This window comes from Flavobacterium succinicans LMG 10402 (assembly GCF_000611675.1).
Classification (GTDB): Bacteria; Bacteroidota; Bacteroidia; order Flavobacteriales; family Flavobacteriaceae; genus Flavobacterium; species Flavobacterium succinicans.
In genome coordinates this window covers 170990-196277 of record NZ_JATV01000006.1, presented here as the reverse complement: position 1 = coordinate 196277, position 25288 = coordinate 170990, and the positions used below count along the sequence as shown (strand labels likewise).

Sequence of the window (25288 nt, the reverse complement as noted above, 5' to 3'; positions counted from 1 at the left end):
TGATTATAAAACACTTCTCTTTTTTATTTTTTTTATGAAAAAGAGAAGTATTTCATTTCTAAATTTACCGATAAAACAAATAAGCAAATTTGTTCTTAACTTTTTTTTTAGATACTAAAGTTACGCAAACGATGGTAGTTGATAATTTTTTGTGCTAAATGATTCTTTATTTACCGTAAATCTAGCGTTTCAGGGCAAAATGACCTTTGATTTCGCGACCATCTTCGAGTGTTGCGATGTACCAATAATCATCAGCGGGTAGCGGTTGGCCGTTAAAGGTTCCGTCCCAGCCATTGCTGTTCGGGAATATTTGCTTGAGCAATTTGCCATAACGATCAAAGATTCTTATCGTCGATTTGGAATTTGCTGTAGTATTGGTTCCTTTTACATTCCAATAGTCGTTGAAACCGTCACCGTTTGGGGTGAAGAATTTAGGAGCTCCCACCACTGCGATTTCTTTGCTCACTATTCCACAGCCATTTTTATCATTGACATAAATTGTGTGAATCCCTGAAGGAATGTTTTCAAACACATTCGAGGATAAAAAAGGACCTGTCGCATCATTTAAACTGTATTCATAATCACCAGGACCTGAAACATTAATAGTTATTTTATTTATATCGTTCAAATCCACCACTTCTACCGATTCAATTTTGGCAATATCTGAGGCCGTTACTTTGATAGATCTAGTGCTACTGCAGCCTTGGAGATTGATGACTTCAACAGTATACAATCCGGCACTATTAACTGTTAAGGTATAATTTGTTTGCCCTGATAGTATCGCTCCGTCTTTTGTCCAAACATAAGTATAGTTTGTACTCGGACTTCCATCGTTGATGCCTCCATCGAGTTGTACACTGAAGGTAGGCAAATTGGTACATACCAGTTCATCTTCAGATCCATCCGTATTCAAGTTGATATTAGGCAGGGGGTTAACAATAAAAGGTATACTATAAGTTGCTTTACAATTTGGATTGCTTAGGTTTTCAATTGTGGCGGTAATATTTTGTGTTGCAGTGAGAAATGGATTGGGTAGCGGACTTGGTAATGCCGCACCATTTTGGTCAACATAAGAAACTACCAAACCTGTTTGGCCTCCAAGTAAAGTGGCTTGAATGGTTGATGTGTCAAATGCAAATTTTCCGTCTTGTGTTATTGGGTCCGCCTCATCATCGCAGGTAGTGGTTAACGATGCAGGTAATGGAAAAACTTCTGGTAAATCGTCAACAATAAACTCAATTAACGTTTCATCAAAACATTGCAGCGTGGTGTTATTGGTAACCACTGCTTTTATGATCTGTGAAGTGGAAGCAAATGTTGTTGGAAATGGGCTATTAATCAAAACTCCATTGGCATCTTTCAAAGGATTATTTGAAGCATCAAAATACCTTACTGTTACTGGAAAGGATTGATTGGTTCCGATCAAGGAACTTTCTAATGTAGAGGTGTCAAAATTAAAAACCCCGTCTTGATTATCATCGCATTGTCTAGCAATGTTAAATGGGTTTGCAATTGGCAATTTTTCTACTGTAATCGAGACAAAAGGACCTAGTCCAAAACAAGCATTATCAACATCGCTATCCACGCGCACCCAAATATCTTGTGTGTCAGGATAACCTATATTTCTATAATTGGCGATATCGGTGATGGCATTGAGTTCGGATAAAGCATCGGCCTGATTTCTATAATAAACAACGTTATACGCCACGCCAGCTGTTGTGGGTAAAAGGTCTTGAATTGTTGCTTTTGTTGTCGTTAAATCAAATGAAGCGATCCCATCTCGCTTGTTATTATTCGCATTATTGACTCCATTACTATCCAAAAAATCATCGCAAACAGTTGGGACTATAATTTTATAGTTTGAAGGAATACTTGTGGCGACAACTTGTAGGTTTATTTTAGCCACACTAAAGCAACCGTTACTGTTTACCACTCTTGCCCAAACATCCATAGTGCCTGGAATGGTATTAGTAAAAGCAAATGGTGCAGTAATTAATTGCAGGGAATTTGCAGTAGTAGCACCGGCTAGTGTGGTATAGTAAGTGAAAATTTCGTTGGCAGCATTACTGGAAATAGCGTCGTTTTTTACGGTTAAATTAAATGTAGAAATAGCATCTAAATCATCATCGCATTGCACAATGGTAATAGGGGCAACGGTTGGCAGCGCAAAAGTCGTTAAGGTTGCTACTGTAGAGATTAAACCACAAGAGTTTCCAACTCTGTTTAATAGTACTCTATAACTGTAACCATTCATAGTTGAAGCAATATTATTTACTTGCAGAATTGCTGTGGTTACCCCAGTATAATCAACATTGTTGATTAAATTGTTCCAAGTCACTCCATCAGTACTCCATTGCCATTGAAAACTTTCGGCATTGGATACCACTTCAAAAGTTGCGCTTTGCAAAAGGCATTGCGATTTGTTTGCCGGTTGCGTCGTGATTGTGATTGGTGCTGCAATACTGTAATTAGGATTTGGAAGGGTATATGGTGCACCAATTACGCGCCCGTTGGTATCAACCAAAATAGGAGCCGTTCCCAGTTTTCCATCTCCATCAGGATCAGGAAATCCAGCTTCAATAACATCGTTGCATGAATCGTTATCACGGTCAAGATCGCGATAGTTAGCACTGCCGTCAGCATCTTGATCTGAGCCTGTTTCTGTAGTATCTAAAATTCCGTCGTTGTCACTATCTAAATCTTTGTAATCGGGAATACCATCGTTATCCGTATCTATTGGAGTAAAGCCTGGTTCGAAGGCGTTATCCAACCCGTTTTTATCGGAGTCAGTGTTGGCAATTGTTACAGTAGTATTTCCTTGTGCTTCGAGGGTGTCTAAAATGCCATCGTTGTCACTGTCGGAATCAAATTGGTTAGGAATTCCGTCAGCATCTGAATCAACGGATCCAAAAGTGTAAATTTGAAAAGGAGCTTGGTTACTAGTTGATTCCGAAAGATTACTATGTTTAAAAATTAACGAGTCAATAGCATATCCTTGGATTTTAAATCGCATGCTACCAGCAGGTATGCTGGTCGTGCTTTTAAAACGGAACCTGATTTCGAAAGAGGTAAATTCTTTTACACCGCTTTCGTAAATGCCATCAAAGTTGGTGTCAATCAATAATTCATCAAACGGGTCAGTGATTGTTAGCGTTTGATTTGGAGGTACAGAAATGATAAAATCCCCATCTCCATTAGCTAAATCAGCAACTGGAGTAGTCTTTCCAATATCAGGACCTATGTAGTTAAATGTTACTGATTCAGGTTTTGTCCAGTTAAGGTTATAAATGGTAGGATTGTTTTTGCCTGCTGGAACATTTGAGACAAAGCCGTAATCAACATAGCCAGAAATAGATCCAGTACCAGTAACTGTACCAGCGTAATTGCTGCCAACTATAGGATTACTTTGATTTACCAGCATGAGCGCGCCTTCTGTTGTATTTACTATTCCATCGTTGTCCCAGTCAATATCGATGTTGTTGTTTGTGCCATCATTGTCATCATCTTTAGGACATTCACTTACGGGAATTTTATCCGAAAAAACTTCACTCAAGCAGCCAGAAATACTTCCTCTTACTTGGTAATAACCAGGAGTTGTAGGCGTATAAGTATTAGTTGTTGCTCCCGTTATTTCTACATCATCTTTGTACCATTGAAAATTATCATAAGCCGATAAACTACTAATTTTTAATACCACATTGGGTATGCAAGACGAAGTACCGATAGCTATTTTATCCGAAACAATTTCAGGTTTCAAATCAAAACCAGAATAATATCCACCATAAGTAGCCGCTCCATTAGTTCCAGAATACGAAACATAGACTTGTTTGGTGGATTTCACGGCAATATTTCCAAAAAGGCTTGTTATGGTATATTTTACAAAAGCAGGATTCCCAGTAATGGTTTGAGGTAATGCCGAAATCGGTGCGTTGTTCACTAAAACCGTAGCTCCGTTTTCTGTAATAATATTTAGTCCCCCCGAGTAAGTAATGGCTCCTATCTCTTGAATATCAGGAATGTTATCTACTACATTCGGCGTTGAGCAATTTAAGGGCGGTACAAAAAACATATTTTGATTCGCTGGTGAGTTTGTTCCCCCAATACTTTGGTAGGCAAATACTTTTTCCGAAGTTTTAATGTACAAGCTCCCGTTACTAAAATAGGATCCATCAATAACCGCATATTCTCCTTTGTTTAGAACGGCAAAAGGTATGCTATTACCATTCAACAAAATACTAGTAGCATCAGTATGCGCAACTAATAATACGCGCTCCAATTCATCGGTTCCATTGCCTTTGGCAAAAATATATTCGGTTCCCGTGCGTTCCAAAGGTACAATTTGGTCAAAACCTAGATCTCGTCCAATAGGAATGCCTGCTCCATTAACCTCAGTACTGTTACTACCACAAATTGAACCAGCATTCACCACTACTGATTTGTCTGCTTCCACTAAGGCACCAATCATTTTGGCACTATTTGACGGAATGGCGCTAGAATTTGTATTTTCTAAAGCAAGAACATAACTTTCATTTTTGTTCAGCGTCACAGTTATAGGACCGCTCACCACGCTACCATCCGTAAGCAAGGTGCCTGTTGGAAGGTTAGATATCGTAACTTTTGTCCCATTTTCAGTAGCTAACACCGAAGCAAAATTCAATAAGGTAGCATCCACCATTGGATTCAACATCGCGCCTAAACGGAATATTTTTCCTAATGCACTATTTCCTTTCGAGACGATACCTCCGGCGTGATTAAATCCGCCAAACTGACTCGGACTAGCATTCATTCGAATACTGGCATAAATTAGGTCATCAGCCTCAATCACATAGCCTTTGTTTTTCACGACCCCGATAAGACTTTTTGGAGTAATCAATTGTGTATTGTCACCCGATCCAATAGAATAACGATAAGGCGATGTTTTGCTTACGGTACCCGTAATTACAGTACCTCCATTTTCAATAATTTTAAACGGCACCGCAGTTGCATTGGGTGTCGAAATGTAGATGTAATGATCTCGAATAATATTAGTTTGACCTGTAAGTGGTGGTAAATAATGTGTTTTACTAAATTGAGCTTGAGTCAAAGCCGCTGCAAATAGCAACAAAAGGGTAAAAAGGTTTTTCATAGGTTAGTTACAAACAGTCTTGGTGGTTAAGTCATACTACTTTTTTAGGAGCAGTAACAATAGGCTTTATCAGGCAACATCGTCCCGTGATCCGCTGTATCTTTTCCTTTTTAAAGAAAAAAGGAAAAGGATGCCGCTACTCCCGGGGCTAAAATCAAAGAAGTGGCTTTTTTAGTCACAATCAACCACTTGGTATTGAGATTTCAAAACCAAAAATAGTCTTAATAAGTGGATAAAAAAAGAGTAAGAATAAGAATTATAATCACGTTTTTTCAGCGGATTTAGGTAATAAACAATCGATAGTTTAGCGCTTCAAGCTAAAATGCCCCTTGATGATTTTACCCTCTCGCAAAATCAGTTGAAACCAATAATCATCCGAGGGCAAGGGGGATCCCGTAAAGGTTCCGTTCCAGCCTTCACTGCCGTGGCTTAATTCTTTTACCAGTTTTCCATAGCGATCAAAAAGTAAGATTCTTGAAGCGGGCAAAGTCTCCCAATTCTTGATTTTCCATGTATCATTATACCCGTCACCATTTGGAGTAAAAAAGCGAGGATAATCCAACACATAAATTAAATCACTAACAGTTATACCACAACCATTTTTATCTCGAATATAGGCCGTATAACTTCCGGGCGCCATATTGCCAAAAGTGGGACTGTCTTGATATTGACTACCATCCAGTGAAAATTCATAATATCCAGTTCCTGAGAAATTTAGCGTAATGGTGTTTTTATTACCAGCAAAATCATTAACAACAGCATTTAAAAACACCGCTTTTTCAGAGGATACTACAATAAAGTCTTTTGTTTTTTGACACCCTTTTTCGTTAGTAACCGAAACAAAATACTTACCCGCTTGAGACACCACAATCGATGCTGTGGTAGCGCCAGTATTCCAAACATAACTTGTGAAATCATCGGCTACACGGAGAGTTGTATTGCTCTCCGCACAAATAAAAGCTGTGGTAGGTTCAAAATCTACCGGATCAAAAGTGTTGACAACCAAAGTAATTGGAGTGATGCCGTAACAGTCGGTACCATTTTTAATTCTAGCATAAATGGTTTGTTGCAATGCTTGAGTATTGGTAAAATTGAGGTTGATTTTATTTTTCTCCACCAAAGCATCTTCATTGGATAAATAATAATCTACGATCAATACATTAGGTAGTCCACTCAAAATAAGGGGAGTTACTTGAATAGCTAAATCAAACTGGGACAAGCCATCTTGTTTTGAATCTTGATCGCAAATTTCTATGGGACTCGGACTAGGTACTACTGTAGTAGCCGTACTCAAAGTCACTGTAACAATTTTTGTACAACCGTAAATAGAAGTCGCTTTTACATAAAGCACTTGATCGACACTCGTATTGTTAAAAGCAGCTAAACTAGTCAATGCATTACTGTTATTCTGAGCATCCATCAAGTTGAGAAACCAATTGGTCTTGGCAATTTTGGTATCGATATTTTTGAGGGCAGTATCGTAGGTTTGTAAATCATAAGTTGTCAAGCCATCGGTATCAGTATCGCATTGCAGGATTACACTATTGCTAAAAACAAGATCTGGTGCAAATTCTATTTTAATTTCTTCAGTAATAATACAAGTTGGTGAAAAAGCAACGGCTACTTTGTATGTTCCAGGAGTTGTAACCGAATAGGTAGGTTGGTTTGCGCCCGTAATCTTTAAACCATCTTTGAACCATTCAAAACTGTTGGTAGCAGGAAGATTGGTATTTAGGATCACTTGTTCCCCAAAACAAACTGGGGTATTGGTCGACAACAAACGATCAGGCCCCAAATCAATTTTGGAAGTAAAGCTTCCTGCTTCGATAAAAACAGCCGAGTTATAATCCACTAATCGATCATCCGCAATCACTAGTTTTATTTCATAGGTTTTGCCAGCGGTAACTTTGGAGCTTGCGGTTAAAACTTTAGTTTGCCCAGCATAATTTATGGGACTTGTAAAAGAATTATATCCTCCAAAATACACCTCGTTTTTGGCAGGACATCCGGGCTTGATACCATTGTTAGTGTTAGTTGGATCGATGAAGGGATGCACGCTAGTTGAGGCCACAGGAGTTGTAGATTCTGGAAGCACCGCTAAATTTTGATACGTACCGGTGCTTCCTTTTTCTTTAATCAAAAAAGCAAAGCCATCTGAATATTCGCAAGGAAAATACGAGTAGTATTCATTAGAAGCAAACACGTAATTAAAACTTATAAAATCAGTCAAAGGCACAAAATCAAATCCGATCACTGAGGCATTAATGCTTGAGATCCCCAAAATAGCATCCAAATCAGCATCGCCTTTCCAATTAGAAACTCCATTATTAATTCCATTATCGTCTTGATTAGCCAAGTATGGACCAGGAGTGTTACTACTGCTCCATGTACTCAAGAAAATTCCTTGTTTGAAAGGGAAAGAACTGCAATTAAAGTCAAAAAAACCAAGACTTTTTCGACCAGCGGTAAATGTATCTCCTGAGCTGATAAAATTAGATACTTGTGCACAAGAACTATTTACCAATACTTTTTCAACCAAATGTTGTGTACTAAATGTATCATCAACAGTTATGTTTTGGGCTTTAATTTCTGGAAGAAAATAAAAATAAACTAGTAAAAATAAAAGGAGATGGAGTCGCATAGTATGACAAATATACTATAAATCTCGCTTTTTCAATATATTGTATGATGCGTAATTTAGAATCCCCGTCCAAGCTATAACAATTAGTAGGCTACCGAATCCTACGCCATATTCTTTGGTGTTTTCAACCCCTAATTGCGAACCGATATTTTGTACCACCGATAATCTGGTGAAAGGTTCGGTAATTAAATTTGACATAGCTTCCAAGGGAAAAAATTGGGTAATGTAGCCTGCAATTGGGCTGTCAGGAAATATTTTAAAGGTTAAAATTCCGTCAGCTATTCCTTCTACTATTGATAATACTAATATAAAGCCTAAAGCAAAAGCCGAACGTTTGACCAAAATACCAGCAAACAAACACAAAGAAAAGAATCCGACTAGTTTTACAAAAAAGGCCAAAACATATTCCAAATCCGAAAAAATGATACCAATTTCAGTGTAAGAAGAAAAGCATAATCCCAAAATTAAACTCATGACAAAAACGAACACAGTAGAAGCCGCTGCAAATGAAACTACAGTTAGGAATTTAGATAATACCAGTTCTTTTTTGCTCATACCATCGATGAGGTTTTGTTTTAGCGTGCCATAACTGTATTCGTTGGCCATCATCGAAACAATAACAATGGCTAAAAAGAATTTTAAAATAGCGGCAATATAGGTGTTGAAATGCCAAATAAAAGGGAAGTTAAAGATACCCATTTCGGCCAAGTGAAATTTGAAAACACCCAAATCAAATTTGATAGAGGCAATTAAGGCGATAAAGGAAAGCAATATAAAATAAGTAAGAGTAAGGACTCTACTGGCTTTATTCAACCAGATTTTTTGGAGTTCTATAGCGAGTAATCGTTTCATGATTTTATTTTTAGAGGTAGAGAAAGTAAACTATTTTTTGGTCAATGTTAAAAATTGCTCCTCCAAACTGTTTTTACGTTTTACAAGGTGCTTTAGCGTGATCTGATTGTCAAATAAGTAGCGATTCAAATCTGATGCTGGCCACTCGCTTTTCAAGTAGACCAATATTTTAGCATCTTCATCGACCACTTTTTCTACAGCAGGATGTGTTTGCAGCATGGCTTTGAGTGCTTGATTGTCATCTGCTTCTAGTTCAAAAAATCCTTCATTTGCAGCTATTCCGTCCACAGGACCAGCATACAAAATTTCGCCTTTTTGTAAAACAACAACGTGAGAGCATACTTTTTCTACTTCGTCTAAAAGGTGGGAGGCCAACAAAATTGTGGTGCCTAAAGCGGCTATTTTTTTGATAATATCCCGAATTTGATGAATACCTTGTGGATCTAAACCATTGGTGGGTTCATCCAAAATCAAAATCTCGGGATCGTTGAGTAGGGCAGAGGCAATGGCCAAGCGTTGTTTCATACCCAAAGAAAAAGTGCTGAATTTGCTGTCTTTTCTTTCGATAAGCCCTACCAATTCTAATTTTTCTTCAATTTTAGAATAATTGATGTTTTTTATTTTGCACACTAATTTAAGATTTTCATGTGCAGTCATGTACGGATAAAAATTAGGCCTTTCGATGATGGCGCCTACTTTTTTGAGCGCCTCATGCGTTTCTGTTGTTCCATCAAACCATTGATAGTTGCCGGATGAAGCATTAACTACATTGAGTGTAATGCCTAGTGTGGTAGATTTACCACTTCCATTTGGGCCCAAAATTCCGTAAACATTGCCTTTTTTTATCTCAAACGAAACATTTTTCAAGGCTTGTATTTTGCCATATCGTTTGTTGAGATTATTGATGCTGAGTATAGTTTCCAAGTGCGTTATTTTTAGTTTATTATAGGACGACTCAATACAGTATTTGTTACTCATTTGCTTACTTTTTTATACCACAAAAGTGTATTCGATATAAAATTTGTTTTAAAAAGGAATAAAAAACCTTGTCAAGCATGGGTTTTCTCAGCATAACAACTGAAATTACTTAAATTTGTAAAAAATACATTCTTATGAGCGAGCCGTTAATGGTTTTTAAAAAGCCATCTTATCCTATCAACAAGCCTTTAATGGAATATTTAGAGCGATTTGAACGCATTTCAAAAGTGCCTATTTTTTACGATGATTTATTACGATTTTCGGGTGCCATAAATGTATACGATAAAAAAAACAACGATACGCTTTGGATTCGCGTGTATTATAATGAATTTGAAAGGGCTGAGATCGATTTGACGCTGATGAAAATTTATTCCTTACTTCATTCTGATGGAAATACCAATATCATAAAATACCTCAATATCGACTGTATCGATTATTGTACGTTCGGGAATTCGAAGCCGTTCCGTATTAAAGTTAGAAATATTTTAAACGACAATTATACTCACTTTTATATTAAAAAAGCCGACGCATCTAGAGTATATGGTTTAGAGTTTGAACACATACTTTCGCCAGATAAAATTAACTTTTTAGTGTATGGTGACACATTGGTGGAGGAGCATATTATGGGTATTCCAGGCGATATGTTCATGAAAGAACGTTTGTCAAAATGTTCAGAAACGGCCAAAGCACAAATCGCGAAGGAATTTGTTAAGTTTAATGAACGTTGTATGATCCGTCTGCTAGGGGATATGAGGGCTTATAATTATGTAATTGTTCCCACACACGATTTTGATCAAGTGGTGTATCGCATTCGAGCGATTGATTTTGATCAACAAACTTATGAAGGAAATTTTAAAGTGTATCGCCCTCAATTTTTCAAAGAAAATTACCCCATGGTGCTATTGGTGAAAGATAAATTACAAGAAAGTTCTATCGAACAATACAAGTATGAGGAACGTTCTGCTATGGCCAAAAGAATTAAATCATACGAAAATAGAATCAAACGATTGGTTCAAATTATGACCAATGATCCCGTGGCTCCCATAGAGCACGTGAATCGATTAAAGCAAGAATTATTCAATTATACCCATGATATCAATTTTAAACATGCTAAATCAATGGGAGGTATTATGAATGCGGCTTTTGATTTTGTGACCCGAAATTTTAAAAACACTCATATTAGCCCGGGCTTTTAATGTTACATTTCATTAGTTGATTTTATTTTTTATGATAAGACAAAATAATAATGCCTTGCTGTTTATTTTTATTACTGTTCTAGTAGATGTCATTGGTTTGGGAATTATTATTCCAATAGTACCCAAATTGATTGAAAACCTTACTGGGCATGGAATCAGTGAAGCTTCAAAATATGGAGGTTGGTTGTTGTTTTCATACGCCATCATGCAGTTTCTTTTTTCTCCTATTTTGGGTGGCTTAAGTGATCGTTTTGGTAGACGACCTATTTTGTTACTATCGCTATTTGGACTGGGATTGGATTATATATTTCATGCCTTTGCACCATCCATAGCGTGGCTTTTTGTGGGCCGAATTATAGCGGGAATCATGGGCGCGAGTTTTAGTACTGCTACGGCTTATATTGCTGATATTAGTACACCCGAAAAAAGAGCACAAAATTTTGGTTTGATAGGCGCCGCTTTTGGTTTAGGTTTTATTATTGGCCCTGTAATTGGAGGTATAAGTAGCAAATGGGGTACGAATGTGCCTTTTTTGATTGCTGCTGGACTTACATTGTTGAATGTCATCTACGGTTATTTTGTTTTACCAGAATCCTTATCCAAAGACCATCGTAGGGCTTTTGAATGGAAACGTGCCAATCCAATTAGTTCCTTGCGAAATTTAAAGAAATATCCAGTGGTTTCGGGATTAGTGGTCTCGTTGGTTTTAACTTTTATCGCCTCTCACGCGGTACAATCTAATTGGTCGTTTTATACAATTTACAAATTCAATTGGACAGCCGAAATTGTGGGCTATTCGCTTGCTGTAGTTGGAGTATTAGTCGCTTTTGTTCAAGGATTTTTGATTCGGAAGATCATTCCTCGATTAGGACAAACGAAATCTATTTACTTAGGGATGTCGTTTTCTGCTATTGGATTACTATTGTTTGGTTTGGCTACCGAAAGTTGGATGATGTTCGTATTTTTGATTCCGTATTGTTTGGGTGGAATCGCTGGGCCTAGTATTCAAGGAGTGATATCGAGTCAAGTGCCTGCTAACGAACAAGGAGAATTACAAGGTGCCTTAACGAGTTTGATGAGTTTGTGTGGCGTATTTGGACCTTTATTGATGACCAATTTATTCGCCTTTGCGACCGTCAAAAATGGCCCGATTTATTTGCCTGGCGCTCCTTTTTTCTTGGCCTCTTGCTTGACTTTGATCAGTTTTTACCTTTCGTATCGCACATTATCTAACAAAAGATAGTTTTTCAACAATACCGCAAATTCGCTAATTATTTTCATTCTTATCAATGGTAATTTGCGGATTTTATGGAAATAAAAAAGCCGACTTGTACCACACAAGCCGACTTCTTTAAACAAATAAAAACTAAAAAAAATCTTAGAAACAATATGCGTTTTCGTTCACAAGTTTAGCAGCAATTTGCTCTCTTAAACTCACAACATTTGGCATATTGGTATATTTCGTATAACGACGCAATCCCATTAACATCATACGTTGTTCATCACCTTCAGCAAACGAAGCGATGCCCTCTTTACCTTTTTGAGTAATGATATCTACGGCTTTGTATAAGTACAATTGTGCCATTGCGATTTGCTCTTTTACGTTGTCTGCACCATTAGTTTTAGCTAATTTTTCAGTACGTAAAATGGTACTTTCAGCCATGTAAATTTCAATCAAAATATCAGAAGCAGCCATCAATAATTGTTGGTGCGCTTCTAAGTCTGGGCCGTATTTTTGAACGGCTCCGCCTGCTACCATTAGGAACGCTTTTTTCAATTTGCCAATCATTTCCTTTTCTTCAGCAAATAATTCAGAATAATCAGGTGTTTCGAAAGAAGGAATTCCCATTAATTCCGCTTGTACTTCAGAAGCTGGTCCTAATAAATCTACGTGACCTTTCATAGCTTTTTTGATCAACATACCTACAGATAGCATACGGTTGATTTCGTTCGTTCCTTCGTAGATACGAGCGATACGTGCATCTCTCCAAGCACTTTCCATCGGAGTATCTTCAGAGAATCCCATTCCACCAAAAATTTGTATACCTTCATCAGAACAGTTTTGAACGTCTTCAGAAACCGCTACTTTCAAGATAGAGCACTCGATAGCATATTCTTCCACTCCTTTTAATTCCGCTTCTTGATGCGTTGATCCAGCTGCTTCACGCTCGATGATTCTGTCTTCGATATCTTTTGCTGCACGGTATGAAGCACTTTCACCAGCGTAGCATGAAGTTGCCATTTCAGCTAATTTCGCACGGATAGCTCCAAATTGAGAAATAGAAGTATTGAACTGAATTCTTTCATTTGAATATTTTACAGACTCCGTAATTACTCTTCTCTGAGCGTCCAAACAAGCTGCTGCCAATTTGATACGTCCCACGTTCAACGCATTCATCGCAATTTTGAATCCGTTACCTCTTTCAGATAACATGTTTTCAACAGGAACTTTAGTGTCATTAAAGAACACCTGACGTGTAGAAGAAGAACGAATACCTAATTTGTGTTCCTCTTCATTCATAGAAATTCCGTTAGATGGATCGTTTTCTACGATGAAACCTGTAATGTTTTTGTCATCGCCAATTCTAGCGAAAACAATGAAAAGCGAACAAAATCCTGCGTTAGAAATCCACATTTTTTGTCCTGTGATGCTGTAATATTTTCCATCTTCAGATAAAACTGCTTTTGTTTTTCCAGAGTTAGCATCCGATCCAGCACCTGGCTCAGTCAAACAATACGCACCAAACCACTCACCTGAAGCCAATTTTGGAACATACTTTAATTTTTGTTCTTCTGTACCATACAAAGTAATTGGCATAGTACCGATACCTGTGTGTGCTCCAAAAGCTGTAGAGAATGATCCCGTTGCTCCAGAGATATAGTCACAAACCAACATAGTCGATACGAATCCCATTCCTAATCCGCCATAAGCTTCTGGAACAGCTACGCCAAGTAAACCTAGTTCACCAGCTTTACGCATGGTTTCTTCAGTATAAGCGTAATCTTTTTTCTCAAAACGAGCTTTATGAGCCCATAATTCTTTGTCTACGAACTCTTTTACAGAGTCACGCATCATTAATTGCTCTTCATTAAAATCTGCTGGTGTGAAAATATCTTCACATTTTGTTTCCTTTACGATGAATTGACCACCTCTTGTTTTATTGCTCATGTTTTTTTTAAATTTAGATGATAGATAATAGACGAATAGATAATAGACGCCGATTATTTATGAATTAATTTATAAGTTATTTATTTAATGTGTTTTGAAATGACATTGTTGCCTTTTGAAATTCTTCAATTTTTATTTCAATAAAATTGGTGTATTCGTCTGTTATATATTTTCTATGATTTGCAAGTAAAAGTTGTGTTTGTAGTTCAAAAGACGATCCTAAAGATATATTCAGAAAATAACTAAAAGATTTATCTGTTCTACTTGATCCTTCTGCAATATTTGATGGCATAGAAACAGTAGATCGATCCATTTGACTTTTCAATCCAAATTTTTCAGAAACTGGAAATGTATCCGTTGCATCTAAAATTAGTTTAGCAATCTCCATTGCCATTTGCCAAATTTTTAGTTTTTTGAAATTATGTCTTTTGAATTCGCTCATGTTTTTAAATTTTCGATGATAGACTGAAAGATGATAGGTAACAGATGGATAGACGGATAGATGAAAGATTTTGATTTGATAAAATTGAACAAAAATCTATTATCCATCCGTCTCTCATCTATTATCTCCTTTTACACCAACTCAAATATCCCTGCACTTCCTTGTCCTGTACCTACGCACATAGAAACAATTCCGTATTTGTTGCCTCTGCGTTTCATTTCGTCGAATAATTGAACCGAAAGTTTAGCACCTGTACAACCTAGAGGGTGACCTAAAGCAATAGCTCCACCGTTTACGTTGATGATGTCAGGATTTAAGTTGAGCTCTCTAGTTACTGCTAAAGCTTGAGAAGCAAAAGCCTCATTTAGCTCAATCAAATCGATGTCATTTAGTGTCAATCCTGCTTGTTTTAAGGCTTTTGGAATGGCTTTTACCGGACCAATTCCCATAATTCTTGGTTCTACACCAGCAGAAGCAAAGTTTACCAAACGGGCAATCGGCTGAATGTTTAATTCTTTTACCATTTCTTCGCTCATCACCAAAACGAAAGCAGCACCATCACTCATTTGAGAAGAGTTACCTGCTGTTACACTTCCGTCTGCTGCAAAAACAGCTCTAAGACCTGCTAGTCCTTCCAACGAAGTACCAACTCTTGGGCCTTCATCTTTAGTTACCACATAAGATTTGGTTTCTTTTTTACCATTTTCATTGATAAAAGTTTGCTCAACTGTAATAGGTACAATTTGGTTGTCAAATTTTCCTTCTGCTTGGGCTTTTAAGGCTTTATTGTGCGATTGAAAAGCAAACTCATCTTGGTCTGCACGAGAAATGTTGAATTGTTTTGCTACCGCTTCAGAAGTCAATCCCATTCCCCAGTAGTAATCTTCGTGACCAGCTGCAGCCACTTTGTAATCTGGTGTTGGTTTGTAACCTCCCATTGGAATATAACTCATACTTTCAGCTCCACCTGCAATGATACAATGTGCCATTCCAGATTGGATTTTGGCAGTTGCCATCCCGATAGTTTCTAAACCTGAAGCACAGTATCTGTTTACGGTAACTCCAGGAACATCGTCTACTTTTAATCCCATCAAAGAAATCAAACGTCCGACATTTAGGCCTTGTTCAGCTTCTGGCATAGCATTTCCAACCATTACGTCATCAATACGGGTTTTGTCAAAATCAGGCAACTCATTCATCATGTACTGAATGGTTTCTGCTGCTAATTCATCAGGGCGTTTGAATCTAAAAACTCCCTTTGGTGCTTTTCCTACGGCTGTACGATAAGCTTTTACAATATATGCTGTTTTCATTGTTAAAAGTATTAAGATTGGAGAATTAAGTATTAAGATTTTCCAATCGTTATTTGTTAATAGATTTTAGAGATTTTTGAAGAGTAAAATTCATGTTACTCACTTCCACTAAATTAGAGATGATTGGAGTAATTTTTTCTTCTTCAACTAATTCTAAGCGTTTTGAAATCATTAATTGAGTGATTAATTCATAAGTAGAACCATTTGCAATACCAAGAAAATGCACAAACTCATTATTTGAGTTTCTTCCTGATCCCTCAGCAATATTTGATGGAATAGAAACGGCACATTTTTTAATTTGATGTGTTAAGTTAAATTTCTCATCAGAAGGTAATTCTGAAGTGACTTTGTAAACATCTACAGCAATATCCATTGCTTTTTGCCAAATCTTTAATTTCTCAAATTGATGCATATTTCTAGGTCTTGATACTTAATACTTAATTCTTTGTACTTCAATCTAGTTTCTCAACGGTTTCCCTTTAGTTAACATAAATTGAATTCTCTCTAAGGTCTTTCTTTCTGTACAAAGCGATAAGAAAGCTTCTCTTTCGATATCCAATAAGTATTGTTCAGATACTAAGGTCGCTTCAGATAAATCTCCACCAGCCATTACATAAGCCAGTTTGTTGGCAATTTTCTTATCGTGTTCAGAGATGTATTTACCTGCTTGCATTTGGTCAGTTCCAACTAAGAACATTCCCAAGGCTTGTTTTCCTAATACTTTTACATCTTTTCTGCGAATAGGTTGAGTGTAACCAGCTTCGGCCATCAATAAAGCATGTTTTTTAGCCTCAGCAATCTGGCGATCTTTGTTGACTACCACCACGTCTTTACCATGTTGTAAAATACCTAAGTCAAAAGCTTCATAAGCAGATGTAGATACTTTGGCCATTGCCACTGTTAAGAAATACTCTTGAAGCACGTTCAATTCTACGTCGTTTTTACGGAACAAATCAGACGCTCTCAACGCCATTTCTTTTGATCCACCACCACCAGGAATAACACCTACACCAAATTCTACTAATCCAATGTACGATTCAGCTGCAGCTACAACTTTGTCAGCATGTAAACTCATTTCGCAACCACCACCCAATGTCATACCGTGTGGTGCAACTACTACTGGAATTCCAGAGTAACGCACGCGCATCATAGTGTCTTGAAACATTTTGATCGCCATGTTCAATTCGTCGTATTCTTGCTCTACAGCCATCATGAAAATCATTCCAATATTGGCTCCAACAGAAAAGTTTGCTGCTTGATTTCCAATTACTAAACCTTGGTATTCTTTCTCGGCTAGATCGATTGCTTTGTTGATTCCTTGCAATACATCGCCACCAATAGTATTCATTTTAGATTGGAATTCTAAGTTTAAGATACCATCTCCCAAATCTTGAATAATGGCGCCACTGTTGCTCCATACTTTTTTGGTTTCGCGTATGTTGTTCAAGATGATGAATGCATCTTGACCAGGAACTTTGGTTTGTGATTTTGTTGGAACATTGTAGAAATAAGTAGCACCTTCTTTTACTGTATAAAAACTAGTATTTCCAGTAGCTATCATTTCGGTAACCCATGCAGCAGGAGTAAGACCTTCAGCTTGCATAATTTCAATTCCTTTTTCAACACCTATGGCATCCCAAATTTCGAATGGACCATTTTCCCATCCAAAACCAGCTTTCATAGCGTCGTCAATTTTGTATAATTCATCTGAGATTTCAGGAATTCTATTCGAAACATAAGCAAACATTCCAGCAAAACTTTTTCTGTAGAATTCACCCGCTTTGTCTTTTCCTTTTACTAAAACTTTAAATCTATTGATTGGCTTGTCAATTGTTTTTGTCAATTCCAAAGTTGCGAAAGAAGCTCTTTTTGCAGCACGATATTCTAAAGTGTCTAAGTCTAAAGATAAAATTTCTTTGCCTTCTTTTTTGTAGAAACCTTGTCCTGTTTTACTTCCCAACCATTTGTTTTCCATCATTTTGTTGACGAAATCTGGTAGTTTGAACAACTCATGTTGCTCATCAGTTGGGCAGTTTTCGTAGATTCCGTTGGCCACATGTACCAAAGTATCTAGTCCTACAACGTCAACCGTTCTGAAGGTAGCCGATTTTGGACGACCAATAACTGGTCCTGTCAATTTATCAACTTCTTCAATAGTTAATCCCAATTCTTTTACCAAGTGAAACAAACTTTGGATTCCGTAGATTCCAATTCTGTTTCCGATAAAAGCTGGAGTGTCTTTGGCTACTACCGAAGTTTTTCCTAAGAATTTCTCACCATATCCAGTTAAGAAATCCAGAACTTCAGTAGAAGTTTGTGGACCTGGAATGATTTCGAATAATTTCAAGTAACGCGCAGGGTTAAAAAAGTGAGTTCCGCAGAAGTGCTTTTGGAAATCTTCACTACGACCTTCACTCATGAAGTGAATCGGAATACCAGAAGTGTTTGAGGTTACCAAAGTACCTGGTTTTCTGAATTTTTCAATTTGTTCAAAAACCAATTTTTTGATGTCTAAACGCTCAACAACTACCTCGATAATCCAATCTACACCTGCAATTTTCGCCATATCATCTGTAGTGTTTCCAGTACTGATACGGTTTGCGAATTTTTGATTGTAAATAGGAGAGGGCTTTGATTTTAAAGCGGTAGCTAAACTATCATTTACCAATCGGTTTCTCACGATTTTGCTTTCGAGAGTTAATCCTTTTTTGGCTTCTGCATCCGTCAATTCTCTTGGAACAATATCCAAAAGCAAGACTTCAACACCAATGTTGGCAAAATGGCAAGCAATTCCAGAACCCATAATTCCAGATCCGATTACTGCGACTTTTTTAATTGTGCGTTTCATACTTAGTTACTATTTATTTTTTTTGATTAATTTGGAATTCGTTTTTTTATGAAAGTTCATTCTCATCATAATAAGAATCATTTTCATTGAATGTGATATCTTCAGTATTGAAAATTCTTTTTTCGAGAATTAAGTCATTGATGATTTCGGCTACCTCCATAAAATGAAGTAATTTTTCTTCAGAGACGTGTTCACGTACAGTTTCATTGAACCGAAGTACCGTGTTTTTGGAAAGGTCTCTTTTTTCTTTACCAAAAGGAGTCAGATATAGTAAAACTCCCCGACCATCTTCTGGATTTTTTTTTCTATAAATCAACCCTCTTTCTTCCATTGATTTGAGTGTTCGGGTTAAACTAGTAGCTTCCATTCCCATTCTTGGTCCCAAAGCAGTCGATGGTGTTCCATCTTCCTTGTCAATGCTTAATAAGGCAAATCCTGTTGCCATGGTGGCATCATATTTAGCAGCTTCTTCGTTATACATTCTAGATACGGCTTGCCAAGTTGCTCTCAAAATGTAATCAATTGTTTTGTCTTTCATAGTTTACTATATCGATTTCAAATATATATAAAAAATACTATGCACGCATATTATTTTTTTTGTTTTTTTATAAAAATAAAAATTTAACACTGATAATCAGTATTTTGTATTTTATTTTCAATCTTTTATTAAGTTTTTTGACTCCAATTTTGGAAGGTGCAAAAAAAAAGTCTTTATGTGGTTCTTTGTTCAAAATGACTCTCTTTTTTTAATGGTATACCAGTACTTTTTCTAGCTAGATTTTTTTTAAGATTTTAAAAATATATAAAAACTGATCGGTATACTCCAAAAAAAAAGTCCTGAATTTGTAAATCAGGACTTTTGGTTGTGGTTGCATTTTTTTATGATTGACCGTAAATTTTTTCATATAACGGTTTATACATTTCCATGATAACCTTTCGTTTTAGTTTTAAGGTAGGGGTAAGTTGACCGCCATCAATAGACCAAACATCTGGAGTCAATTCAAAACGTTTTATTTTTTCCCAATTCCCAAATTTAGCATTCAAATGATCTACTTCTTCCTGTATTCTTGCAATAACTTTTGGATGCGAAATTACTTCCTGATTGGTTTTGCCAACTTCAATATCATGTAATTTTTCCCATTCTTTGATGAATTCAAAACTAGGTTGAATGAAAGCGGCTGGCATTTTTTCACCATCACCAATCACCATGATTTGTTCAATAAAACGAGATTGTTTCATTTTGTTTTCAATCATTTGAGGTGCAATATATTTTCCTCCTGAGGTTTTGAACATTTCTTTTTTTCGATCTGTAATGGTCAAAAAGCCCTCTGAATCGATGTTGCCAATATCTCCCGTATGAAAATAACCACCTGATAATACTTCGGCTGTTTTTTCAGGGTCTTTGTAATATCCCATCATTACGTTAGGTCCTTTACAAAGAATTTCTCCATCTTCGGCAATTTTCACTTCTACATTTTGAATAACCTTACCTACGGTTCCAACTTTGAAACCTTTGTTTCTCATATCATTTACAGCAATTACTGGGGAAGTCTCTGTTAGACCATATCCTTCCATTACTGGAATTTCGGCAGCGGCAAATACTCTAGATAATCGGGGTTGCAAAGCTGCACTTCCTGAGACCATTAAATCTAATTTTCCTCCTAATCCTTCTTTCCATTTGCTAAAAATTAATTTTCTAGCAATTTTTAATTGGAATTCATACCAAAAACCATTCGCGCCATACGGCGCATAATGTAGGCCCAAATTAATCGCCCAAAAGAAAAGCAATCTTTTGATTCCGGTTAATTCAGCTCCTTTGGCATAAATTTTATCGTATACTTTTTCTAGTAAGCGAGGCACGGCAGTAATCACATTAGGTCGCACCTCTTTAAGGTTATCGCTAATTTTGTCTATCGATTCTCCAAAATAAACCGAAACACCACAATATTGGTACAAATACAAAATCATGCGTTCAAAAATATGGCAAATTGGCAAGAAGCTTAAGGCAGTGTTTTTTCCTGATTCAAAAGGAACTCTTGGCGCACTATTTAATACATCCGAAACAATATTTTGATGAGAAAGCATCACACCTTTTGGTTTTCCAGTGGTACCAGAGGTGTATATGATAGTCGCCAAATCCATTTCGTTAACGCTAGATTTGCGTTGCTCTACTTCATTTTGGTTGCTTTCATCATTTCCTAAAGCGAATAAAGTAGTCCAATTTTGGCAACCTTCAATCTCATTAAACGAATATACTTCCTTTAAGCCCGGCACATTGGCTTGTATGTTTTTTAGTTTGTTGTACACATCAACATCCGAGACAAAACAATATTTGGATTCAGAATGATTCAAAATATATTCATAGTCTTCCTCTCCAATGGTAGGATATATCGGCACCGTTTGAGCTCCAGTTTGCAATACCCCAATATCCATAATATGCCATTCGGTTCTATTATTGGATGAGATAATGGCAATTTTGTCATTTTTTTGAATGCCCATTCGGAGCAATGCTCTTGAAATCGTGTTCGATTTTGCAATGTATTCTTCTGTCGAAGTTTTGATCCAAACTCCATTTTGCTTCGTCGCTAAAGCATCTGGAATGGAGTTAAATTTTTCTAATTGATAGTAGGGGAAATCAAAAAGACGTGTGATATTGACCATTGTAAATAAATTGAATTTGACGCAAATTAAATAAAAAATGCTAATTTCCTAACGTTTTGTAAAAGTAATTATTCTATTGATTACTAATTGTTTGGAATTCAGCGAAATCGTTTTCATAAATAATGGGATTTAACATTTTTAGAGCAGGCACAATTGGCATTTTAACATATATTGTCCCGCTGTTCGTTATATCTTTCCCGCCGAACCCCGTCGGCAAAGGATACCACTTCCATCGGGGCTATGAGGAATTATGGTTTCTTTTTTTGTTGTCATTATCATTTTAACTTTTGATAAAAAAAGCTCATTCCTATTTAGAATGAGCTTTTTACAGAAAGTAAAAAATGTTTTATTGTTTTTCAATCCATTTTCTAGCGTTTACAAAAGCTTCTAACCAAGGCGAAACTTCATCTTTTTGCCCGTTGTCTGGGTAATGTGCCCAGTTCCAAGGGAAAATAGAACGCTCAATATGTGGCATCATCACCAAGTGACGACCGGTAGCATCACATAACATAGCTGTGTTGTAATCCGAACCATTTGGGTTAGAAGGATAGCCTTCATAACCATATTTTGCTACGATATTATAATTTGCTTCTTGTTCTGGTAAATGGAATTTTCCTTCACCGTGTGACACCCAAACCCCAAGTGTAGCACCTTCTAAGCTAGAAAGCATCACCGAGTTGTTTTTTTGCACTTTTACCGAGGTAAAAATACTTTCGTGTTTGTTCGAAGTATTGTGGTGCATTTTTCCGTGTACTTTATGTTCTGGATTAATTAATTCTAATTCCATCCACAACTGACAACCATTGCAAATTCCCACAGATAAAGTGTCTTCACGTTTGAAGAAGTTTTTCAAAGCAGTATTGGCTTTTTCGTTGTACAAGAAAGCACCCGCCCAACCTTTGGCAGAGCCCAAAACATCTGAGTTAGAGAAACCACCCACAGCACCAATAAACTGAATGTCTTCCAATGTCTCACGTCCCGAAATCAAATCGGTCATATGTACATCTTTCACATCAAAACCAGCCAAGTACATAGCGTTTGCCATTTCACGCTCGGAATTACTTCCTTTTTCACGGATAATAGCCGCTTTTGGCTTCTCGACTGCGCTCGAAGTGACACCGACTGCGCTCGAAATGACAGCTGCTTTACCTGTAAAATGCGCAGGGAATTGATAGTCTAACGGTTGGTTTTTGTAATTGGCATAACGCGCTTCAGCCATTCCGTTGCGAGATTGCTTAGCATCTAACAAATACGAAGTTTTAAACCAAGTATCTCTTGTTTCATTTACGTTAAAAGTAAACGTATCTGCATTATTTTGAATAGTAACTAAGTCTCCTTCGGTAACCGTTCCAATTTTGAAAATCTCAACATTTTGAGCGGCAAAAAGAGCTTCAATGGCTGCATCGGCTTGGAAAACCACAGCAATATTTTCATTAAATAGTGTTTTTACTGAATCTGCTTCACCAAGAACGCTCAAGTCATAAGTCGCGCCTAAGTCTACTTCTGCAAACGAAAGTTCTAATAAAGTAGTAATCAAACCACCGCTGCCTACGTCGTGACCCGCTTTGATTTGGCGGTTTTTGATAGCGTCTTGTAAGGTGTTGAAAGCTGTTTTAAAATATGCCGCATCGGTAATACTTGGCACATCGGTTCCTACTTTGTTCAAAATTTGAGCAAACGAAGAACCACCCAATTTGAAACTATCTTGAGATAAGTTCAAATAGTAAATGTTGCCGCCATTGCGTTGTAAAACAGGTTCGACAACTTTGGTAATATTGGTACAATTTCCTGCCGCCGAAATAATCACTGTTCCTGGAGCAATAACCTCGTCGTTAGGATATTTTTGTTTCATTGAAAGTGAATCTTTACCCGTTGGGATATTGATTCCTAATTCGATGGCGAAATCAGAACACGCTTGAACTGCTTCGAACAAACGAGCATCTTCGCCTTCGTTTTTACAAGCCCACATCCAGTTGGCCGATAAAGAAACCGATTGTAAACCGTCTTTTAAAGGAGCCCAAACGATATTAGAAAGTGCTTCTGCAATAGCAGTTCTTGTTCCCGCTACAGGGTCAATTAACGAAGCTACTGGCGAGTGACCTACAGTGGTCGCAATTCCTTCTTTGCCTTTGAAATCCAAAGCCATAACTCCCACATTGTTAAGTGGTAATTGCAATGGACCAGCACATTGTTGTTTGGCCACGCGACCTCCCACACAACGGTCTACTTTATTGGTTAACCAGTCTTTACAAGCAACCGCTTCTAATTGCAGTACTTGATTAAGATAGTTCGGGATATTTTCAGTAGTATAATTTAGTTCTGTATAATTTACAGCTACTTTTTTGTCTGTCATTATCGTTTTTGGAGAACTTCCAAAGAAATCTTCCAAAGCATAATCCATAGGTTTTACTCCTGTAGTTTTGGATTCAAAAGTAAAACGATGGTCGTTCGTCACGTCACCTACTTGGTACATTGGAGAACGTTCTCTATCAGCAATGCGTTGTAAGGTGTCAATGTCTTTTTCGCCAATCACTAATCCCATACGCTCTTGCGATTCGTTACCAATGATTTCCTTAGCAGAAAGCGTTGGGTCACCTACTGGTAATTTATCCAAATCAATCAATCCACCAGTTTCTTCTACCAATTCCGAAAGACAGTTGAGGTGTCCACCTGCTCCGTGGTCGTGAATTGACACGATAGGGTTATGGTCGCTTTCTACTAGTCCACGAATGGCATTCGCAGCACGTTTTTGCATTTCTGGATTAGAACGTTGTACGGCGTTCAATTCGATTCCGGAGCCAAAAGCACCTGTATCGGCTGAAGAAACCGCTGCACCACCCATTCCAATTCTATAGTTTTCTCCACCTAAAATAACGATTTTATCGCCAGCTGTAGGTTTCTTTTTTATCGCTTGGTCTAATTTTCCGTAACCAATTCCACCCGCTTGCATAATGACTTTGTCGTAGCCAATTTTACGGTTGTTTTCTTCGTGTTCGAAAGTCAAAACAGAACCCGTAATCAACGGTTGTCCAAATTTGTTTCCAAAATCAGACGCTCCATTCGAAGCTTTAATCAAAATATCCATTGGTGTTTGGTACAACCAAGGTCTTTCTGCCATTCCTTTTTCCCAAGGTCTGTCATCCTGAGCGGAGTCGAAGGAGTTTAATCGAGAATACGCAGTCATATAAACCGCTGTTCCTGCTAATGGCAACGAACCTTGTCCTCCTGCCAAACGGTCACGAATTTCACCACCAGAACCTGTTGCCGCTCCGTTGAAAGGTTCTACAGTAGTAGGGAAGTTGTGCGTTTCAGCTTTTAAGGAAAGTACGGCGTCAAATTCTTTTTCTTCGTAAAAATCAGGCTTGTCAGCACTTTTTGGTGCAAATTGTGTCACTTTTGGTCCTTTTACAAAAGCCACATTATCTTTATAGGCAGAAACAATATCGTTTGGATTCGTTTCTGAGGTTTTCTTAATTAATTTGAAAAGAGAAGTCGGTTTTTCTTCGCCATCAATTACAAAAGTTCCATTAAAAATTTTGTGACGACAGTGCTCTGAATTCGCTTGCGAGAACGCAAAAATCTCAGAGTCGGTTAATTTTCGACCTAATTTGGTTGCCAAATTAGAAAGGTACTCCACTTCTTCTGGACTCAAAGCCAAACCTTCGGATTGGTTGTATCCTTCAATATCGTCAATTTCTAAAATAGGTTCTGGTTGGATATTGATGGTAAAAATATCTTGATTGAGTTCGCTAAACTTTTGCGAAAGCATAGGGTCAAAATCCGAAAAATCTTGAGTGACACGTTGAAATTCCTCTATTCTGATGATGCCAGAAATACCCATATTTTGAGTAATTTCAACCGCGTTGGTACTCCAAGGCGTAATCATAGTGGCGCGTGGACCAACAAAAAAATCCGACAAGACGGATTTTTCTATTTTAGTGGCATCAGCAAATAGCCAGTTGAGTTTTGAGATGTCTTGAGCTGAAATTTCGTTCTGCGTGTGTACGGCAAAAACAGTGTTACTTTGGTTTTCAAAGAAATGAATCATTGTTGTAGGGTTTGT

At 37.3% G+C, this 25288-nt stretch carries 14 protein-coding genes; 2 read left to right on the top strand and 12 right to left on the bottom strand.

What is annotated here, in order from left to right:
- Nucleotides 1-181: 181 nt before the first annotated feature.
- The 4 genes from AO58_RS17025 to AO58_RS0107345 form a co-directional block, all read right to left on the bottom strand.
- A complete protein-coding gene (locus tag AO58_RS17025) occupies nt 182-5125 on the bottom strand; it encodes an FIDD domain-containing protein (RefSeq protein ID WP_024981094.1) in 4944 nt (1647 codons plus the stop codon).
- 304 nt (nt 5126-5429) lie between these two features.
- Nucleotides 5430-7766, bottom strand: a complete 2337-nt coding sequence (locus tag AO58_RS0107355; RefSeq protein ID WP_024981093.1) for a T9SS type B sorting domain-containing protein — start codon at nt 7764-7766, stop codon at nt 5430-5432.
- Between the two features lie 15 nt (nt 7767-7781).
- Nucleotides 7782-8618, bottom strand: a complete 837-nt coding sequence (locus AO58_RS0107350) for an ABC transporter permease (protein ID WP_024981092.1) — start codon at nt 8616-8618, stop codon at nt 7782-7784.
- Nucleotides 8619-8648: 30 nt separating this feature from the next.
- On the bottom strand, nt 8649-9542 hold the full coding sequence (locus tag AO58_RS0107345) for an ABC transporter ATP-binding protein (protein WP_024981091.1): 894 nt from the start codon (nt 9540-9542) through the stop codon (nt 8649-8651).
- Nucleotides 9543-9730: 188 nt separating this feature from the next.
- On the opposite strand from AO58_RS0107345, the gene AO58_RS0107340 reads away from it, so the two are divergent.
- Both AO58_RS0107340 and AO58_RS0107335 read left to right on the top strand, forming a co-directional pair.
- Entirely contained in the window at nt 9731-10792 is a 1062-nt protein-coding gene (locus tag AO58_RS0107340; protein ID WP_024981090.1) for a hypothetical protein, read from the top strand.
- A 31-nt stretch (nt 10793-10823) separates the two neighbouring features.
- Nucleotides 10824-12035, top strand: coding sequence for a TCR/Tet family MFS transporter (locus AO58_RS0107335; RefSeq protein ID WP_024981089.1), 1212 nt, complete (start codon nt 10824-10826; stop codon nt 12033-12035).
- Nucleotides 12036-12170: 135 nt separating this feature from the next.
- On the opposite strand, the gene AO58_RS0107330 is transcribed toward AO58_RS0107335, so the two are convergent.
- From AO58_RS0107330 to purL, 8 genes are all read right to left on the bottom strand, one after another.
- Nucleotides 12171-13961: an acyl-CoA dehydrogenase FadE gene (locus AO58_RS0107330; protein ID WP_024981088.1), complete on the bottom strand. Its 1791-nt coding sequence runs from the start codon at nt 13959-13961 to the stop codon at nt 12171-12173.
- Between the two features lie 76 nt (nt 13962-14037).
- Nucleotides 14038-14403: a four helix bundle protein gene (locus tag AO58_RS0107325; protein ID WP_024981087.1), complete on the bottom strand. Its 366-nt coding sequence runs from the start codon at nt 14401-14403 to the stop codon at nt 14038-14040.
- Nucleotides 14404-14534: 131 nt separating this feature from the next.
- Nucleotides 14535-15716, bottom strand: a complete 1182-nt coding sequence (locus tag AO58_RS0107320; protein WP_024981086.1) for a thiolase family protein — start codon at nt 15714-15716, stop codon at nt 14535-14537.
- Nucleotides 15717-15765: 49 nt separating this feature from the next.
- Nucleotides 15766-16128, bottom strand: coding sequence for a four helix bundle protein (locus AO58_RS0107315; RefSeq protein WP_024981085.1), 363 nt, complete (start codon nt 16126-16128; stop codon nt 15766-15768).
- A 45-nt stretch (nt 16129-16173) separates the two neighbouring features.
- On the bottom strand, nt 16174-18564 hold the full coding sequence (locus tag AO58_RS0107310) for a 3-hydroxyacyl-CoA dehydrogenase/enoyl-CoA hydratase family protein (protein ID WP_024981084.1): 2391 nt from the start codon (nt 18562-18564) through the stop codon (nt 16174-16176).
- Nucleotides 18565-18610: 46 nt separating this feature from the next.
- Nucleotides 18611-19102, bottom strand: coding sequence for a MarR family winged helix-turn-helix transcriptional regulator (locus AO58_RS0107305; protein WP_024981083.1), 492 nt, complete (start codon nt 19100-19102; stop codon nt 18611-18613).
- 341 nt (nt 19103-19443) lie between these two features.
- Complete coding sequence (locus AO58_RS0107300) at nt 19444-21225, bottom strand: AMP-dependent synthetase/ligase (protein WP_024981082.1); 1782 nt, start codon at nt 21223-21225, stop codon at nt 19444-19446.
- 346 nt (nt 21226-21571) lie between these two features.
- Nucleotides 21572-25273, bottom strand: coding sequence for a phosphoribosylformylglycinamidine synthase (gene purL / locus AO58_RS0107290; RefSeq protein WP_024981081.1), 3702 nt, complete (start codon nt 25271-25273; stop codon nt 21572-21574).
- Between the last annotated feature and the right edge of the window lie 15 nt (nt 25274-25288).

Bases quoted from the DNA above. Each gene is read 5' to 3' on its own strand.
- AO58_RS0107350 (WP_024981092.1), bottom strand. From the start codon at position 8,618: ATGAAACGATTACTCGCTATAGAACTCCAAAAAATCTGGTTGAATAAA.
- AO58_RS0107330 (WP_024981088.1), bottom strand. From the start codon at position 13,961: ATGAGCAATAAAACAAGAGGTGGTCAATTCATCGTAAAGGAAACAAAA.
- AO58_RS0107335 (WP_024981089.1), top strand. From the start codon at position 10,824: ATGATAAGACAAAATAATAATGCCTTGCTGTTTATTTTTATTACTGTT.
- AO58_RS0107355 (WP_024981093.1), bottom strand. From the start codon at position 7,766: ATGCGACTCCATCTCCTTTTATTTTTACTAGTTTATTTTTATTTTCTT.
- AO58_RS0107325 (WP_024981087.1), bottom strand. From the start codon at position 14,403: ATGAGCGAATTCAAAAGACATAATTTCAAAAAACTAAAAATTTGGCAA.
- purL (WP_024981081.1), bottom strand. From the start codon at position 25,273: ATGATTCATTTCTTTGAAAACCAAAGTAACACTGTTTTTGCCGTACAC.
- AO58_RS0107310 (WP_024981084.1), bottom strand. From the start codon at position 18,564: ATGAAACGCACAATTAAAAAAGTCGCAGTAATCGGATCTGGAATTATG.
- AO58_RS0107340 (WP_024981090.1), top strand. From the start codon at position 9,731: ATGAGCGAGCCGTTAATGGTTTTTAAAAAGCCATCTTATCCTATCAAC.
- AO58_RS0107315 (WP_024981085.1), bottom strand. From the start codon at position 16,128: ATGCATCAATTTGAGAAATTAAAGATTTGGCAAAAAGCAATGGATATT.
- AO58_RS0107300 (WP_024981082.1), bottom strand. From the start codon at position 21,225: ATGGTCAATATCACACGTCTTTTTGATTTCCCCTACTATCAATTAGAA.
- AO58_RS0107320 (WP_024981086.1), bottom strand. From the start codon at position 15,716: ATGAAAACAGCATATATTGTAAAAGCTTATCGTACAGCCGTAGGAAAA.
- AO58_RS0107305 (WP_024981083.1), bottom strand. From the start codon at position 19,102: ATGAAAGACAAAACAATTGATTACATTTTGAGAGCAACTTGGCAAGCC.
- AO58_RS17025 (WP_024981094.1), bottom strand. From the start codon at position 5,125: ATGAAAAACCTTTTTACCCTTTTGTTGCTATTTGCAGCGGCTTTGACT.